General features: G+C 72.6%; 16 protein-coding genes and 1 pseudogene. 4 read left to right on the forward strand and 13 right to left on the reverse strand.

Annotated features, from left to right (window positions below):
- Positions 1-21: 21 nt before the first annotated feature.
- A complete protein-coding gene (locus SSBG_RS05450; RefSeq protein WP_008745202.1) occupies positions 22-2130 on the reverse strand; it encodes an APC family permease in 2109 nt (702 codons plus the stop codon).
- Positions 2131-2395: 265 nt separating this feature from the next.
- Here SSBG_RS05450 and SSBG_RS05455 point away from each other — a divergent pair, with 265 nt between their 5' ends.
- Positions 2396-3064 (forward strand): potassium channel family protein, encoded by a 669-nt coding sequence (locus SSBG_RS05455; RefSeq protein ID WP_008745203.1) that lies wholly within the window; start codon positions 2396-2398, stop codon positions 3062-3064.
- The gene (locus SSBG_RS05460; protein WP_008745204.1) at positions 3064-3747 is read left to right on the forward strand and encodes a potassium channel family protein; all 684 of its coding nucleotides are present in this window, start codon (positions 3064-3066) and stop codon (positions 3745-3747) included. Before SSBG_RS05455 ends, SSBG_RS05460 begins: the two co-directional genes overlap by 1 nt.
- Positions 3748-3854: 107 nt before the next feature.
- Here the strand turns inward: SSBG_RS05460 and SSBG_RS05465 are convergent, their stop codons facing one another.
- From SSBG_RS05465 to dut, 8 genes and pseudogenes are all read right to left on the reverse strand, one after another.
- Complete coding sequence (locus tag SSBG_RS05465) at positions 3855-4604, reverse strand: DUF3159 domain-containing protein (RefSeq protein ID WP_008745205.1); 750 nt, start codon at positions 4602-4604, stop codon at positions 3855-3857.
- A 3-nt stretch (positions 4605-4607) separates the two neighbouring features.
- Positions 4608-5027 (reverse strand): OB-fold nucleic acid binding domain-containing protein, encoded by a 420-nt coding sequence (locus tag SSBG_RS05470; RefSeq protein ID WP_199781340.1) that lies wholly within the window; start codon positions 5025-5027, stop codon positions 4608-4610.
- 63 nt (positions 5028-5090) lie between these two features.
- Positions 5091-5771, reverse strand: a complete 681-nt coding sequence (locus SSBG_RS05475; protein WP_008745207.1) for a response regulator — start codon at positions 5769-5771, stop codon at positions 5091-5093.
- The gene (locus SSBG_RS05480) at positions 5768-8386 is read right to left on the reverse strand and encodes a sensor histidine kinase (RefSeq protein ID WP_008745208.1); all 2619 of its coding nucleotides are present in this window, start codon (positions 8384-8386) and stop codon (positions 5768-5770) included. The genes SSBG_RS05475 and SSBG_RS05480 overlap by 4 nt, the downstream gene beginning before the upstream one ends.
- A 184-nt stretch (positions 8387-8570) precedes the next feature.
- Positions 8571-9355: pseudogene (locus SSBG_RS05485) on the reverse strand (SDR family NAD(P)-dependent oxidoreductase).
- Positions 9352-10035 (reverse strand): TetR/AcrR family transcriptional regulator, encoded by a 684-nt coding sequence (locus tag SSBG_RS05490; RefSeq protein ID WP_037871143.1) that lies wholly within the window; start codon positions 10033-10035, stop codon positions 9352-9354. The pseudogene SSBG_RS05485 and the gene SSBG_RS05490 overlap by 4 nt, the downstream one beginning before the upstream one ends.
- A 157-nt stretch (positions 10036-10192) precedes the next feature.
- Positions 10193-10960 carry a DUF3710 domain-containing protein gene (locus tag SSBG_RS05495; protein WP_008745211.1) on the reverse strand — a complete coding sequence of 256 codons (768 nt, stop codon included), beginning with the start codon at positions 10958-10960 and terminating at the stop codon, positions 10193-10195.
- Position 10961: 1 nt separating this feature from the next.
- Complete coding sequence (dut, locus tag SSBG_RS05500; RefSeq protein ID WP_008745212.1) at positions 10962-11477, reverse strand: dUTP diphosphatase; 516 nt, start codon at positions 11475-11477, stop codon at positions 10962-10964.
- Between the two features lie 139 nt (positions 11478-11616).
- On the opposite strand from dut, the gene SSBG_RS05505 reads away from it, so the two are divergent.
- The gene (locus SSBG_RS05505; RefSeq protein WP_008745213.1) at positions 11617-12075 is read left to right on the forward strand and encodes a DUF3093 domain-containing protein; all 459 of its coding nucleotides are present in this window, start codon (positions 11617-11619) and stop codon (positions 12073-12075) included.
- Between the two features lie 67 nt (positions 12076-12142).
- Here SSBG_RS05505 and SSBG_RS05510 read toward each other — a convergent pair whose 3' ends face one another.
- The 4 genes from SSBG_RS05510 to SSBG_RS05525 form a co-directional block, all read right to left on the reverse strand.
- Entirely contained in the window at positions 12143-13108 is a 966-nt protein-coding gene (locus SSBG_RS05510; protein WP_008745214.1) for a hypothetical protein, read from the reverse strand.
- A gap of 13 nt (positions 13109-13121) precedes the next feature.
- Positions 13122-13418 carry a DUF4193 domain-containing protein gene (locus SSBG_RS05515; protein WP_007821276.1) on the reverse strand — a complete coding sequence of 99 codons (297 nt, stop codon included), beginning with the start codon at positions 13416-13418 and terminating at the stop codon, positions 13122-13124.
- 451 nt (positions 13419-13869) lie between these two features.
- A complete protein-coding gene (locus SSBG_RS05520) occupies positions 13870-15201 on the reverse strand; it encodes a HAMP domain-containing sensor histidine kinase (protein ID WP_008745215.1) in 1332 nt (443 codons plus the stop codon).
- Between the two features lie 7 nt (positions 15202-15208).
- Positions 15209-15862 carry a response regulator transcription factor gene (locus tag SSBG_RS05525; protein ID WP_008745216.1) on the reverse strand — a complete coding sequence of 218 codons (654 nt, stop codon included), beginning with the start codon at positions 15860-15862 and terminating at the stop codon, positions 15209-15211.
- A 535-nt stretch (positions 15863-16397) separates the two neighbouring features.
- Here SSBG_RS05525 and SSBG_RS05530 point away from each other — a divergent pair.
- On the forward strand, positions 16398-16607 hold the full coding sequence (locus tag SSBG_RS05530; RefSeq protein ID WP_037869017.1) for a hypothetical protein: 210 nt from the start codon (positions 16398-16400) through the stop codon (positions 16605-16607).
- Positions 16608-16686 lie beyond the last annotated feature (79 nt).

Below are 16686 nucleotides of genomic sequence, written 5' to 3' on the forward strand. Positions count from 1 at the left end.
GCGTACGGACGGGGGCGCCGCTCAGTCCCTCGGGCCGCCGCTCGCGCCGCCCAGGCCGCCCGCGTCGCCGACGCTCCCCGTCCCGGCCGGCTCCTTCGTCCTGCGCTCGACCGGGCCGCGGCGCACCGCGCCGGGCGCGGACCAGTTCTGGCGGCGGCGGACGCGGCGCTTGGCGGCCTCCGAGGATTCGAGCTGGTACGGGACGGAGGTGACCATGACGCCGGGGCTGAAGAGCAGGCGGCCCTTGAGGCGCAGGGCGCTCTGGTTGTGGAGCAGGTGCTCGTACCAGTGCCCCACGACGTACTCGGGGATGATCACGCTCACGACGTCGCGCGGGTTCTCCTTGCGGAGCCGCTTCACGTACTCGATGACGGGGCGCGTGACCTCGCGGTAGGGCGAGTCGAGGATCTTGAGGGGGACCTCGATGCCGCGCTGTTCCCACTCGGCGCGCAGCGCCTTCGTCTCGGTCGGGTCGACGCCCACCGTGAGGGCTTCGAGGGAGTCGGCGCGCATGAGGCGGGCGTAGGAGAGTGCTCGTATCGTCGGGCGGCCCAGTCGCGAGACGAGGACGACGCTGTGCACGCGCGAGGGGCGCAGGACGTCCGCGGTGTCCTCGGTGTCCGGCGGGGGCAGCGCGATCTCCTCGGTGATGCGGTCGTAGTGCTTGCGGATCGCCGTCATCACTCCGTAGAAGATGACCATGCCGAGGACCGCGACCCAGGCGCCGTGCGTGAACTTCGTGATGAGCACGACGACGAGGACGATGCCGGTGAGCGCGGCGCCGAAGGCGTTGATGGCGCGCGAGCGGTGCATCCGGTGGCGGGCGCTCTCGTCGCGCTCGGTGGCCAGGAGGCGGTTCCAGTGCCGCACCATGCCGGTCTGGCTCAGGGTGAAGGAGACGAAGACGCCGACGATGTAGAGCTGGATCAGGCGCGTCGAGTCGGCGCCGTAGACGGCGAGGAGCAGGCCCGCGGCCCCGGCGAGCAGGACGATGCCGTTGGAGAAGGCGAGCCGGTCGCCGCGGGTGTGGAGCTGGCGCGGCAGGTAGCGGTCCTGGGCGAGGATCGAGCCGAGCAGCGGGAAGCCGTTGTACGCGGTGTTCGCCGCGAGGAAGAGGACGAGGGCGGTCGCGGCGGCGAGCACGACGAAGAAGAAGGTGCCGTTGCCGAAGACGGCGGAGGCGACCTGGGTGATGACCGGGTCCTGGACGAAGCCGCTGCCCACGGGGACGCCGTGGTGGAGGAGGTCGGCGGCCGGGTTCTCCGCCATCCGTACGTGCGAGGCCATCGCGAGCCCGATGATCCCGCAGAACATCGTGACGGCGAGCAGGCCCATGAGGGCGAGGGTCGCGGCGGCGTTCTTGCTCTTCGGCCTGCGGAAGGCGGGGACGCCGTTGCTGATCGCCTCGACGCCGGTGAGGGCGGCGCAGCCGGAGGAGAAGGCGCGCAGGAGGAGGAAGACGAGGGCGAAGCCCGCGATGCCCTTGTGCTCGGCCTTGACGGTGTAGTCGGCGGTCGGCGCGCTGAGGTCGTGGCCCATGAAGACGGCGCGGACGATGCCCCAGACGATCATGAGGAAGACGCCGCCGACGAAGACGTACGTCGGGATCGCGAAGAGTTTGCCGGACTCGCGGACGCCTCGCAGGTTCATGACAGTGAGGAGGAAGACGACGACGAGCGCGCACAGCACCTTGTGCTGGACGACGAAGGGGATCGCGGAGCCGAGGTTCTCGACGCCGGAGGAGACGGAGACCGCGACGGTCATCACGTAGTCCACGAGCAGGGCGCTCGCCACGGTGAGCCCGGCGCGCGGGCCGAGGTTGGTGGTGGCGACCTCGTAGTCGCCGCCGCCGCTCGGGTACGCGTGGACGTTCTGGCGGTAGGAGGCGACCACCGTGAACATGAGGACGACGACGGCCGCCGCGATCCAGGGGCTGAAGTGGTAGGCCGACACGCCCGCCACCGAGAGCACCAGCAGCACCTCGCCGGGCGCGTACGCCACGGAGGAGAGCGGATCGGAGGCGAAGACGGGGAGAGCGATGCGCTTGGGCAGCAGGGTCTCGCCGAGCCTGTCACTGCGCAGTGCGCGCCCGATGAGGAGCCGTTTGGGCACGTCGGTCAATTTGGACACGGCGGCGATCCTAAGGGCTCGAACAGGCGCGCACTCACCTCCCACCCCCGTCCTTGCGAAGTCCTAACGCTTCCGCGCGAACTTTGACGCGGCCTTGACGCGACACGGTCCGGTGGGCGGGCGGATGCGTACCGGCCGTGGGACGTGTGTAGCTTGGCCCCTTGTCCGGACATCGCGGGCCGGCCCGTCCGCACGGCGGGAGGGCTCTCCGGACCCGGCCCGCAGGCGAAGGGCCGCCCGAGTCGATTCAGCCGGAAGGACGGTCGTGCACATCGTCATTATGGGCTGCGGGAGAGTGGGTTCCGCTCTCGCGCAGACCTTGGAGCAGCAGGGGCACACGGTCGCCGTCATCGACCGCGACCCCACCGCCTTCCGCCGTCTCGGCTCAGGGTTCGGCGGGCGGCGGGTGACCGGCATCGGCTTCGACCAGGACACCCTTCGCGAGGCCGGAATCGAGGAGGCGGGCGCCTTCGCCGCCGTGAGCAGCGGCGACAACTCGAACATCATCGCGGCGCGTGTCGCCCGCGAGATGTTCGGCATCGAGCACGTCGCCGCCCGCATCTACGACCCGCGCCGCGCCGAGGTCTACCAGCGGCTCGGCATCCCGACCGTCGCGACGGTGCGGTGGACGGCCGACCAGATGCTGCGGCGCCTGCTGCCCTCGGGCGCGGAGCCCCTGTGGCGCGACCCGACGGGCGCCGTCGAGCTCGCCGAGGTCTACGCGACGGAGGCGTGGGTCGGGCAGAAGGTGAGCCGGCTCCAGGAGGAGACCGGGGTGCGGGTCGCGTTCCTCACGCGGCTGGGTGAGGCGATGCTGCCGACCTCGCAGACGGTGGTGCAGGACGGGGACCTCGTGCACGTGATGATGCGCAGCGACGACGTGGCGCGGGTCGAGGCGGCCTTCGCCGAGGGCCCGCAGGAAGGCGGTCAGTGATGAGGATCGCCATCGCCGGGGCCGGGGCCGTGGGCCGTTCGATCGCCGGGGAACTCCTGGAGAACGGGCACGAGGTCCTGCTCATCGACAAGACGCCCACCGCGATCTCGGTGGAGCGGGTGCCGCGCGCGGAGTGGCTGCTCGCGGACGCCTGCGAGATCACCTCGCTGGACGAGGCGGCGCTCCAGCGCTGCAACGTCGTGATCGCCGCGACGGGTGACGACAAGGTCAACCTCGTGGTCTCGCTGCTCGCCAAGACGGAGTACGCGGTGCCGCGCGTGGTCGCGCGTGTCAACAACCCGAAGAACGAGTGGCTCTTCAACGAGTCCTGGGGCGTGGACGTCGCCGTCTCGACGCCGCGCCTGATGTCGGCGCTGGTCGAGGAGGCGGTGAGCGTCGGCGATCTCGTCCGGCTGCTGCGTTTCAGCCACGGGGACGCGAACCTCGTGGAGCTGACCCTGCCGCCGGAGTCGGAGCTGGCGGGGACGCGGGTCGGGGAGGTGCGGTGGCCCGAGGACACGTCGCTCGTGACGATCATCCGGGGGACGCGGGTGCTGGCGCCGACCGTGGAGGACCACTTGGAGGCGGGGGACGAGTTGCTGTTCGTGGCGGCGCAGTCGCGGGAGGAGCAGCTCGAAACGTTGCTTTCGGGGCGGGGGGATGGGGTGGGCCGGGAGGAGTAGGCCGCCGGTCCGGGGCGGGGGCCGGGGGCTGCCCCCCGGGCCCCGGATTCGGGGCTCCGCCCCGGGCCCCGCTCCTCAAACGCCGGAGGGGCTGGAATATGGGCCCGTCAGTCGTCGGAGGGGCCCGACTTGCCGGCGCGTTCTGCCTCCTCGGCCGCCTCCATCTCCGCGAAGACGTCGATCGGTGGCGGGGCCTTCGCGAGGAAGATCCAGGTGAGCCAGACGGCGAGGAGGAAGGGGGGGATCTTGAGGGCGACGAGGACCCAGCCCAGGGAGGTGGTGTCCCCCCACCAGTAGAGCGGGAAGAGGATCGCGCATTTCAGGAGCAGGATCAGGCCCCACGCCCAGCTGGAGCGCGCGTACGCCTTCTTGCGGCCGGGGTTGCGGGTGCGCCAGGAGAGGTTCTCCTTGAAGATCGGGCCCAGGATGAGGCCGATCAGCGGGACACCGGCGAGCGTCGTGAGGATGTAGGCGAGTGCCAGGCCGAAGGTGTACACCATGCCCGGCAGGTAGAAGTCCTTCGCGTTGCCCGTGAACATCGCGAAGAGGACGCCGAAGCCGACGCCGAAGACTCCCGAGAAGGCGTGCTTGATGGTGCCGCGCTGCACGAGCCGTGCCAGCCCGAGCACGATCGAGACGCCGAGTGCCGAGAAGGCGGAGATCTTCAGGTCCTTGTTGATCGTGAAGATCGTGACGAACAGCAGCCCGGGGACGACCGTTTCGATCATGCCGCGCAGGCCGCCGAAGGCTTCGAGCAGGGCGGCCTCGGTCACCGCGCGGTCGGCGGCGTCCTGGGGCGTGCCGCCCGGTGGTCCGTCCTGCTTCCGATGGCTGGTCGGCTTGTCGAGGGACGTCACCGGTCACTCCCGTCCGAGGGGCTTGAGTTCGTACTTGGGATTGAACAGCACCCTGCGGCCGTGGTTCATGCAGACCCGTCCCGAGGCGATCAGCTTGCGCCCGGGCTCTATCCCCGTGATGGAGCGCCTGCCGAGCCATACGACGTCGAGCGGGGCCGTGCCGTCGAAGAGTTCGGCCTCCAGGGCCGGGACCCCAGCGCGCGGCCGCAGGGTGACCGTGCGCAAGGTACCAGTTACGGTGACGAGCTGCCGGTCGCCGGCCGCGTCGATGCGGGTGCAGCCCGTGGTCGTCTGGGCGTCCTCCTGGAGCTCTTCGGACTCCAGTTCCTCCTGCGGCGTGGAGAGACGGTCCAGCATCCGGCGCAGCCGGCCGGCCGGCCGCTCCGCCTTCTCCGGCCTGCCCGGCCTGGGAGTTCCGCTCATGATGGGCACCCTATCGGGGACGGGGGGAGGGGTTTCCCCCATGCTCGCTCTTCTGCCCCGCGGTCACTTCTCGAACCGGTACCCCATGCCCGGCTCGGTGAGGAAATGCCGGGGATGGGCGGGGTCCTTCTCCAGTTTCCTCCGCAACTGTGCCATGTACACGCGGAGGTAGTTCGTCTCGGTCCCGTACGAGGGGCCCCAGACCTCCTGGAGCAGCTGTTTCTGCCCCACCAGGCGCCCCGCGTTGCGCACCAGGACCTCCAGGAGGTGCCACTCGGTGGGGGTGAGACGGATGTCGCGGCCCTCGCGCCGCACCTTCTTCGCGGCGAGGTCCACGTGGAAGTCCTCCGTCTCCACGACGATCTCGCCCTCTCCCCCGGCGGGCTCCGCGCGGCGCACGGCGGCACGGAGGCGGGCGAGCAGTTCGTCCATGCCGAAGGGCTTGGTGACGTAGTCGTCGGCGCCCGCGTCGAGCGCCTCGACCTTCTCGTCGGAGCTGTGCCGCGCGGAGAGCACGAGGATGGGGACGCGCGTCCAGCCACGCAGCCCGCGGATCACCTCCACGCCGTCCATGTCGGGCAGCCCGAGGTCGAGCACGACGACGTCGGGGTGGCGCGCGGCGGCGAGCTGGAGGGCCGCGGCGCCGTCGGCGGCGGCGTCCACCTCGTAGTGGCGGGCCCTGAGGTTGATCACGAGCGCGCGGACGATCTGTGGCTCGTCGTCCACCACCAGCACGCGGGTCATGAACGAGCCGCCTTTCCTGGGAAGGGGGAGGGAGGGGGAGAGGGGGACTGGGGTGCGGGGGGCTCTTCGGGCGGTGCGGGGCCCCCGTCCCCCGGGGCGTCCTCCTTCGGGCGGCGGCATGCCACCGGCAGCGTGAGGACCATCGTGAGGCCGCCGCCGGGGGTGTCCTCGGCGGAGAGGGTGCCGCCGAGCGCCTCGGTGAAGCCGCGGGCGACGGCGAGGCCGAGGCCCACGCCGGAGCCGCGCGGGGCGTCGCCGTGGCGCTGGAAGGGCTCGAAGATGCGCTCCTTCGCCTCGTCCGGGACGCCGGGGCCCCGGTCGACCACCCGCAGTTCGACGCGGTCGCCGAGAGTGCTCGCGGCGACGAGGACGGGGGTGCGGGGCGGGCTGTACTTGACGGCGTTCTCCACGACGTTGCCGACCGCCCGTTCCAGGAGCCCGGCGTCCACGGCGACCATCGGCAGCGTCTCGGGCACGTCGAGATCGACCGGCGCCTCGGGCGGGAGGCCGGCGAGGGCCATCGGCACGACCTCGTCCAGGTCGATCTCGCGGATGAGCGGGGCCACGGTGCCGGTCTGGAGGCGGGACATGTCGAGGAGGTTGCCGACGAGGTGGTCGAGCCGGTCGGCGCCGTTCTCGATGGCCTCCTGGAGCGCGTCGCGGTCCTCCTCGGACCACGCGACGTCCTCGGCGCGCAGCGAGGTCACCGCCGCCTTGATCGCGGCGAGCGGCGTGCGCAGGTCGTGGCTGACGGCGGCGAGCAGCGCGGTGCGGATGCGGTTGCCCTCGGCGAGCGTACGGGCCTGGCGGGCCTGCCGCTGGAGGCGCTCGCGGTCCAGGACGACGGCCGACTGCGCGGCGAAGGCGGCGAGGACGCGGCGGTCGGCGGCGGGCAGGACGCGCCCCGAGAGGGCGAGCGCCATGTGGTCGCCGACGGGCATGTCCACGTCGGCGTCCTCGGGGCGCGCGGCCGGCTCGGGGCCGACGCTCCCCGCCGGGGTCCACGGCTCGCGGTCGCCCTCGCGCTCCAGCAGGGCCACGGAGTGCATCGCGAAGGTCTCGCGGACGCGGTCGAGGAGCGCGTCGAGCGTCGTCTCGCCGCGCAGCACGTCCCCGGCGAGGAAGGAGAGGACCTCCGACTCGGCGCGCAGCCGGGCCGCCTGGTGGGTGCGGCGGGCCGCGAGGTCCACGACGGAGGCGACCGCGACGGCGACGGCGAAGAAGATGACGATCGCGACGATGTTCGAAGGATCACTGATCGTGAACGTGTGCGTCGGGGGCGTGAACCAGAAGTTCAGCAGGATCGAGCCGACGGCCGCCGAGGCGAGCGCGGGGACGAGTCCGCCGAGGAGGGCGGCGCCCACGGTCAGGAAGAGGAAGAGCAGGACGTCGTTGGCGAGGCCGGGCCCCTCGTCCAGCGAACGCAGGACGAGGGCGAGCAGGACGGGCCCGCCGACGCCGACGAGCCAGCCGGTGAGGAGGCGCGAGCGGCCGAGGCGGGCGCCGCGGGCGACGGGCAGGCCGCGCCCCTTCGCCGCCGCCTCGTGCGTGACGATGTGCACGTCCAGGTCGGGACCGGACTCACGGGCGACCGTCATGCCGACGCCCGGCCCGAGGGCGTACTGCCAGCTGCGGCGGCGGGAGGAGCCGAGGACGATCTGGGTGGCGTTGACGCCCTTCGCGAAGTCGAGCAGCGCGGCCGGTATGTCGTCGCCTATGACGTGGTGGAAGGTGCCGCCGAGGTCTTCGACCAGGGTGCGCTGGACGGCGAGTTCCTTGGGGCTCGCGGCGGTGAGGCCGTCGCTGCGGGCGATGTAGACGGCGAGGATCTCGCTGCCGGAGCCCTTGGCGGCCATGCGCGCGGCGCGGCGGATGAGGGTGCGGCCCTCGGGGCCGCCGGTGATGCCGACGACGATGCGTTCGCGGGCCTGCCAGGTCGACTCGATGTTGTGCTCGCCCCGGTACTGCTGGAGGTACTCGTCCACGCGGTCGGCGGTCCACAGGAGGGCGAGTTCACGCAGCGCGGTGAGGTTGCCGGGGCGGAAGTAGTTGGCGAGGGCCGCGTCGACCTTGTCGGGCGCGTAGACGTTGCCGTGCGCGAGGCGGCGGCGCAGTGCCTGGGGCGACATGTCGACCAGCTCGATCTGGTCCGCGCGGCGCACGACCTCGTCGGGGACGGTCTCGCGCTGGGTGACGCCGGTGATCGACTCGACCACGTCGCCGAGCGATTCGAGGTGCTGGATGTTGACGGTGGAGACGACGTCGATGCCGGCCGCGAGCAGTTCCTCGACGTCCTGCCAGCGCTTGGCGTTGCGGGCGCCGGGGACGTTGGTGTGGGCGAGTTCGTCCACGAGGACGACGGCGGGGGCGCGGCGCAGGACCGCGTCCACGTCCATCTCGGTGAACGCGGCGTCACGGTGCGTGTGGTGGGCGCGGGGCAGCTCTTCGAGCCCGGTGAGCAGCACCTCCGTGCGGGGGCGGGTGTGGTGCTCGACGTAGCCGACGACGACGTCGGTGCCCCGCTCCCGGCGGCGGTGGGCCTCGGCGAGCATCGCGTAGGTCTTGCCAACGCCGGGGGCGGAGCCGAGGTAGATACGGAGTTTGCCGCGGGCCATGCGCGCATTGTCCGTGGTGACGGTCGGTGGTGTCGCCCCGGGCGGGATCGCGGGCCCGACCTTGACGGGACTCTGACGCCGGTCGGCGGCTCACCGTCACGGGGCTCGGCCCCGAGCCCCGGAAGGGGGACCGGGAGCGCGGCTCCCCGGCGCGCAACCCGCACCCCGCTCCCGCACACTCGCGTCAGCGCGCCGTGTAGCCGCCGTCCACCAGGTGGTAGCTGCCCATGACGAAGGAGGCGCGGTCGGAGAGGAGGAAGGCGATGACCTCGGCGACCTCCTCGCCCGTGCCGAGGCGGCCCGCCGGGTGGAGGGAGACGAGGCCGTCGTGGGCGGCCTTGTCCATGTCCTTGAGGAGCGGCGTCTCGATGAAGCCGGGGCCCACCGCGTTGACGCGGATGCCCTGCGTCGCGTACTCCATGGCCGCGGTCTTGGTGAGGCCGACGACGCCGTGCTTCGCGGTGGAGTAGGCGACGGCGTTCGGGAAGCCGACGGAGCCGAGGATGGACGCCGTGTTGACGATGGCGCCCTTGCCGGCGGCGGCCATGACGGGTATCTGGTACCGCATCCCGTAGAAGACGCCGCTGAGATTGGTCGCGATGACGCGGTCCCAGTTCTCGGTGGAGTACGCGCCGGTCGGGGCGCTCTCGCCGGTGATGCCCGCGTTGTTGACGGCAGGTCGAGGCCGCCGAAGGTCGTGACCGCGAAGTCGACGGCCGCCTCGACGGAGGCGGCGTCGGTGACGTCCACGGTGACGGCGGCCGCCTCGATGCCCTCGGAGGTGAGCGTCGCGACGGCCGCCTCGGCGCCGTCCTTGTCGTAGTCGGCGACGACGACCTTGGCGCCGCCGCGGCCGAGGCGGCGGGCGGTGGCGAGGCCGATGCCGGAGGCGGCGCCGGTGACGAAGGCGGTCCTCCCCGCGAACTCGGTGCTGTCCACGGGGGTGGTGCGGGTGTCGTTGGTGCTCATGGGGTGTCGCTTTCCGTGCGGTGCTGCGGCGTGGCCGGAGTACGGCCCGCCTCGGTGACGAGGGTCGCGTAGACACGGTCGACGAGGGCCGGTAGGTCCTCGCCCGCTTCGTGGCCGCCGCGGATCCAGAGCCGGAGGGCGGCGAGCAGGACGCCCGCCGCGGCGCCGACGACGGCCGCCGGGCGCGGATCGCGCCCGGGGTCGACGCCCAGCCGCTCCGCGAGGATGCGCACCGACTCGGCCTGGGCCGCGACGCGGACCCGCTCGAAGGCGGCGAACATGGTGGGTTCGCTGTCCACGAGGGCGAAGATCCCCGCGTATCCGGGGGTGTCCTGCCAGGCGTACGCCGGGTCGGCGAGCCAGTCGGCGACGGCCGCGCGGTAGGCGGGCAGCGGCGGTTCGTGGGCCGGGCGGGCCCGCAGCGCCGCGTTGATGCGCTCGGTGTCGGCGCGCGCGAAGTCGAGCGCGGCCTCCTCCTTGCCGGCGAAGTACCGGCTGAACGTGCGCCTGGTGACGTCCGCGCGCTCGGCGACCGCCTCGACGGTGACGGAGTCGAGCCCCTCTTCGAGGACCAGTTCCATCGCCGCGCGGGCCAGCGCCTCCCTGGTCCGCAGGGCCTTGCGGCGCCTGCGGTCCACGGGTGCGGGCGGCTGCGTCCGCCGCGTCTCCTCGGCCTTCATGTGCTCCACCGTACTCCTCGTTTTGTCCCGTTGGGACATATGTCCCCATGGGACTTCCATCGGTCGGGGCGGGACGCGGACACGGCGAAGGGGCCGCACCCCCCGTGACGGGAGTGCGGCCCCTTCGGCCGTACGCGGCGCGCGGAGCGCCGGGCGCTCAGCGGATCTCGGTGATCTCCGGGCCCCGGGCGAGCTGGCCCATGTCGCCGCCGAAGCGCGACCCTGAGCCCTGGCGGTCCTGCTGGACCCCCTCGGGCACCATCTGGGCGTCCTCGGGAAGCTTGAGCACGATCGGGTCGCGGGGGGCCATCGGGCCCTCGCCGCGTACCACCACCGTGTCGCGCACGATCTGCTCCAGGACCCCGGCGGCCTGCGGCTGCACCGCGCCCTGGCCGGAGATGACCCCGCGCAGGAACCAGCGCGGGCCGTCCACGCCGACGAAGCGCACGACCTGCTGGCCGCTCTTGCCGTCCGGGAGCTGGATCGGGACCTGGGCGCGCAGTTCCCAGCCGAGCGGGCCCTCGATCTCGTCGATCAGGCCGCCCTGGCGGGTGATGCCGCTCGCGATCTCCTCGCGCACCTCGCCCCAGATGCCCTCGTTCTTGGGCGCGGCGAAGCCCTGGAGCTGCACCGCGCTGTCGCCGAGGACGACGGTGGCGGCGACGATCGCGTCACCGGCGACCTCCACCCGCAGCTCCATGCCCTCGACACCGGGCACGAAGAGGCCACCGAGGTCGACGCGCCCCTCACCGGGCTCGTGCAGCTCGGAGATGTCCCAGGGCCCGTCGGGCCGGGGGGCGGGCGGAAGACCGCGCCGCCCGGCGCCGCTCGCGGCACCCTCGTCGGCACTCCGCCCGTCCGCGACCTGCTCGGTCTCGCTCTCCGCGTCTTCCGCGGCACCGCTGTTCTTGCGACGTCCGAACACGTCACTGTCCTTCCCGGTCGGATACGACCGAAGCGTAACCGTTTCCACCTGTGCCGTCGCCCACGGCCGCATGTCCGCCCGTGGACCCGAAACCGCCCGCCGCCCGCGCCGAGCCGGGGAGTTCGCCGACCTCCAGGAAGGCGGCCCGCTCGACGCGCTGGATCACCAGCTGGGCGATCCGGTCGAAGCGCTCGAACCGTACGGGCTCGCGCGGATCGAGGTTCACCACGATCACCTTGATCTCCCCACGGTACCCGGCATCCACCGTCCCGGGGGCATTCACGAGTGCCACTCCGCACCGGGCGGCGAGCCCCGAACGGGGATGCACGAAGGCCGCGTACCCCTCGGGGAGCGCGAGCGCGACGCCGGTCGGCAGGACGGCGCGCTCGCCCGGGGCGAGCACGGCGGCCTCGGTCGTGACGAGGTCGGCGCCCGCGTCACCGGGGTGCCCGTAGGCGGGGAGCGGCACGTCGGGATCGAGCCGGCGCAGCGGCACGGTCAGGGGCTCAGGGTTCACTGTTCACTCCGGTGACTCTCTGTCCGGCGGCTTTCCGTCCGGCGGCACGGACGGGTACGGGATGCGCACGCCGGGTGTCCGGCGCCCGACCCTACCCGCGCGGCGGGAGGGCACAGGCCGTCGTGCCAAGCTTGCCCTCATGCAGCCTTACGAAGAACGTCTGACGGCGCCCCGGTCCTGGTGGGCGGTCTGTGTCCTGGTCGGGATCGTCTGCGCCCTCGTGGCGCTGCCGTTCGGGACCCTGCCCCTGCTGGCCGCGCTCGTCGCGGGGGCCGCCGTCTCGGCGGTGATCACGAGCGCGTACGGCTCGGTGCGCATCCGCGTCGTGGGCGGCTCGCTCGTCGCCGAGGGGGCGAAGCTGCCGGTGACCGCGCTGGGCGAGGGCGAGATCCTGGACCGCGAGGCGGCCCGTGAGTGGCGGCTGCACAAGGCGGACCCGCGCGCGTTCATGCTGCTGCGCGCCTACATCCCGACGGCGGTACGGGTCCCGGTCACCGACCCGGCCGACCCGACCCCGTACCTCTACCTCTCCACGCGCGAGCCGCGGCGGCTCCTGGACGCGATCGAGGCGGCGCGGGAGACGAGCCCGACCGTCTGAGGCCCGGCGGCCGGGCCGGCCGCGGGCTTGACGGGGGCTTGACGAAGATGCGGGGGCTTTCCCGGCCTCACGTGGGCCCGGGGCCGTCGCCGCGGGGACCCGGCAGTCCGGGGTACGGCTCCTCGGGCGCCTCCAGCGCGGGCAGTCCCTCCAGGCGCTCCCACGGGATCGCCCGTCCCCGCAGGTCGTCGCGGATGTGCTCGGCGAGCCGGCGCGTGTCCCTGCGGTTCATGTACGCGCCCACGGCGGCGCCGACGAGGAACGGCACGAGGTTGGGCAGGTTGCGGATCGTGCGTTTCATGATCTGCTGGCGCAGTTCGCGCGCCGCCTGCCCGCTGAGCCCGCCGGCGGTGAGCGCGAGCGGCTTGCTCAGGTCGAGGCCGCGTTCCTGGGTCCAGGCGGTGAGGTAGGCGGAGCTGCGCTGGCCGAGCGTGCCCGGCGGCCGGTGGCCGTAGATCTCGTGGAGTTCGGCGACGAGCTTGAGCTCGATCGCGGCCACGGCGGTGATCTCGGCGGCGAGTTCGGCCGGGAGCGCGGGCGGCACCGGCATCATCGCGGCGGCGCCGATCGAGGCGCCGACGGCGGAGGCCGAACGGGCCGCGCCGGTGACGAGTCTGTCGGCCAGTTCCTCCGGGCCGAGGCCCGGGAACTGGCGGCGGAGCGTGGCGAGGTCGCGCACCGGTACGCGGGGCGCGGTCTCGATGATGCGGTCGGCGAGGAAGCCGACCGCCGCGCGGGACGCGTCGCGCCCGCGCCGGAGCCCCTGCCCCACGCCGGAGCGCAGAGCGGTGAGCCTGCCGCCGCGCGGGGGCCTCTCGCCCCGTGCGGCCGCCGTGTCCCGCCCGGGGGCGGTGCCCGGCTCCTCGGCCCCCGCGGGGGGCTGCTGAGCCGGGAGAAGGGCCGCAGCGGCGTCCTGCGCGTCCCGCTTTTCGAGCGAGGCCGCGGGGCCCCGCTCGTTCGCGCGTGCACGCCGCTCCTGACCGTCCGGCGACGCGGGGCGCCGCCGCTTCCAGGGAGGGGTCGAGCCGGTCACGGCCGCCCCGCCCTCAGTCGCAGTCGCGGCAGATCGGCTGCCCGTTCTTCTCCCGCGCGAGCTGGCTCCTGTGGTGCACCAGGAAGCAGCTCATGCAGGTGAACTCGTCCTGCTGCTTGGGCAGGACGCGGACCGCCAGCTCCTCGTTGGAGAGGTCGGCCCCGGGGAGCTCCATCCCGGCCGCCTCCTCGAACTCGTCCACGTCGACGGTCGAGGTGGTCTTGTCGTTGCGCCGGGCCTTGAGCTCTTCGAGGCTGTCCTCGTTGAGGTCGTCGTCGGTCTTGCGTGGAGTGTCGTAATCCGTAGCCATGTCGCTCTCCCCCTCTGGGTTCTGTGCGGTGTCTCAGCGCTCGTAACGCGTGAGAGGCCGGACTTGTGCCCGACCCGAGGCGGAGATTTTGCCTCACATCAAGGTCTGTTACTCAATCGACACTTCTTGTGCCCCCTTGACCAGGGGCACAGGGAAGTGCTGGTGCGCACCGTAACCGGTCGGACAGTCGCACCGGGCACGGATCTCCCCGTGTACTTCCCGTGATCGACCCCCATGAAAACCCCGATTTTCCGGGCTTTTCGGGGGGCTCGGACGTCACCCACTGTGAATGTCTGAAAACCCGCTCTTGTGATCGATCACACAGGTCACGTGCGGACGCGGGTCCCGAAAATTCCTCCCAAAGCGAACAAGATACCCGGGACACGACGGCCCACCGCCCGTGTCGGGCGAACCGGCGAACACGTATCGCAATCCACCGGGCACGTTCCGCTCACAGCGGGAGTGTGACTCGCATCACGAGCCCGCCGCCCTCCCTCGGCTCGGCGTGGATGCGGGCGCCGTGCGCGCGGACGACGGAGCGCACGATCGACAAGCCGAGGCCCGCGCCCTTGTCACTGCCCGTGCGTTCGGTGCGCAGGCGGCGGAAGGGCTCGAAGATGTTCTCGATCTCGTACGCGGGCACGACCGGGCCCGTGTTGCTCACGACGAGCACCGCCTGCCCGTGCTGGGCCTCGGTGGTCACCTCGACCCAGCCGCGTTCCCGGGCCGCCTCCCCGTCCTCGCCGGCGGGACCGGTCGGCGGCACGTTGTAGCGGATCGCGTTCTGCACGAGGTTGAGGGCGACGCGCTCCAGGAGCACGCCGTTGCCGTCCACGACGGCGGGCGCGCGCGTCCCCCGGATCTCCACGTCCCGCGCCGCCGCCTCACCGCGCGCCTGGTCGATGGCGCGGCCCGCGACCTCGGCGAGATCGACCGGCCCGCGCTCGACCAGCTGGTTGTCGCTGCGGGCGAGCAGCAGCAGGCCCTCGACGAGCTGTTCGCTGCGTTCGTTCGTCGCCAGCAGGGTCTTGCCCAGTTGCTGGAGCTCGGGAGGCGCCCCCGGGTCGGAGAGCTGGACCTCCAGGAGGGTGCGGTTGATCGCGAGCGGCGTGCGCAACTCGTGCGAGGCATTGGCGACGAAGCGCTGCTGCGCCGTGAAGGCCCGCTCCAGGCGCTCCAGCATCTCGTCAAAGGTGTCGGCGAGTTCTTTCAGCTCGTCGTCGGGGCCGTCGAGCTTGATCCGCCGGGTCAGGTCGGAACCGGCCACCTGGCGCGCCGTCCTGGTGATCCGTCCCAGCGGGGACAGGACGCGGCCCGCCATCGCGTAGCCGAAGGCGAAGGCGATGACGCTGAGCCCGAGGAGGGCGAGCAGCGAGCGCGAGAGCAGGTGGTCCAGGGCCTGCTGACGCTGCTGGCTCACGCAGGCGTTGAGCGCGTCCTGGAACTCGGCCTGGGTGTGGACGACGCCGGACATGTCCCTGAGCTGCGGGCAGGTGTCGCTGGAGAGGCGCACCGCGCCGCTGGAGATCTGGAAGGGCAGCTTCTGCCCGACACCGACCGCCTGCACAGCGAGCAGGTAGATGATCGAGAGGAGCAGGATGCCCGCGATGAGGAACATCCCGCCGTAGAGCAGGGTGAGCCTTATCCGGATGGTCGGGCGCAGCCAGGGGAACGGGGGCTCGGCCGCGATGAACGGGGGGCGCGCGGGCTTGGGCGGGACGGGCGGGCGGCCGGGGGGCCGGGGCGCGCGGGCAGCGCCCTGCCGGGAGGGGGACGGGGCCATGGGGGACTCAGATCCGGTAGCCGGAGCCGGGGACGGTGACGATGACGGCGGGCTCACCGAGCTTGCGGCGCAAGGTCATGACCGTGACCCGGACGACGTTGGTGAAGGGGTCGGTGTTCTCGTCCCACGCCTTCTCCAGGAGCTGCTCGGCCGAGACGACCGCGCCCTCGCTGCGCATGAGCACTTCGAGGACGGCGAACTCCTTCGGGGCGAGCTGGATCTCCCTGCCGTCGCGGAAGATCTCCCTGCGGTTGGGATCGAGCTTGATCCCGGCCCGTTCCAGGACCGGCGGCAGCGGCACGCTGGTGCGCCTGCCGAGGGCGCGGACACGGGCGATCAGCTCGCTGAAGGCGAAGGGCTTGGGGAGGTAGTCGTCGGCGCCCAGCTCCAGGCCCTCGACGCGGTCGCTGACGTCGCCCGAGGCGGTGAGCATGAGGACCCGCGTGGGCAGGCCCAGCTCCACGACCCGGCGGCAGACGTCGTCGCCGTGGACGAGGGGGAGGTCGCGGTCGAGCACGAGGACGTCGTAGTCGTTGACCTCGACGCGCTCCAGCGCCGCGGCTCCGTCGTACACGACGTCGACCGCCATGGCCTCCCGGCGCAGTCCGGTGGCCACCGCATCGGCGAGCAACTGCTCGTCCTCGACGACGAGTACGCGCACGTGGCTGGTCCTTTCCGTGGGCGCCCCCGGCACGGGGGCGCGGCGCGCCCGCCCGGCCCGGTACTGGGCGGGTGGCGGGGCGCGCGACGACAGTTGTGGAGCCTCCATCCTGCCCCTTTCGGCCATAAACCGGCGGTAAGCCCTTAGCCACGCCTTATCACTGGCCGTGCGCGGCCGGAGGGGACGACGGGGCGCGATGGGGGGCGGGACCGGGGCGCGACCGGGGCGGGAGGCGGGAGCGCGGGCGGAGGGGGACGGGCGGGCGGCGTGTGATCACGGTACGTACGCGGCGGAAACCCGGCGCGACCGCGAGGGGAAAACCATGTATCCGTCCACGAATTCGCGCGAGTGGCGAACGGGGAGGTTTCCGGGGGCGGTGGGCTGGGGATGACCCCAGGACACCCCGCGATCACGTCCGGTCCGCGGCACGCCCTCACGGCGTGCCGCTCCGCTTTGAGCCGAGCGGCACCGGCTGACCGCCCCTGTCTGGCACACCCCGTGCCGCCGACCCACGACCATGACGAGGGGGCGCACCATGGACGCTTTCACCGCCGCGCTGCTCCAGCGCATAAGGAACACCAAGTCCGACCTCGACCAGGCGCGTCGCAGCGGCGACGACTTCCTGGTGGACGTGGAGGAATCGGATCTGGACGACCTGCGACGCCTCGCCGTCGAGCACGGAGTCGACTTCGACGCCGTGCAGGCCGCCGACCCGTCGCCGTCCCGCCCGGTCCAGCACGCCTGAGCGGCGGCGGCTCCCCCTGCCGCCGCCCCCGGGCAGGACCGCGCGCCACGTCCCGTACGTCGCGCGAAGGGGCCGGTAC

The sequence above is a fragment of the Streptomyces sp. SPB074 genome (assembly GCF_000154905.1).
Classification (GTDB): domain Bacteria; phylum Actinomycetota; class Actinomycetes; order Streptomycetales; family Streptomycetaceae; genus Streptomyces.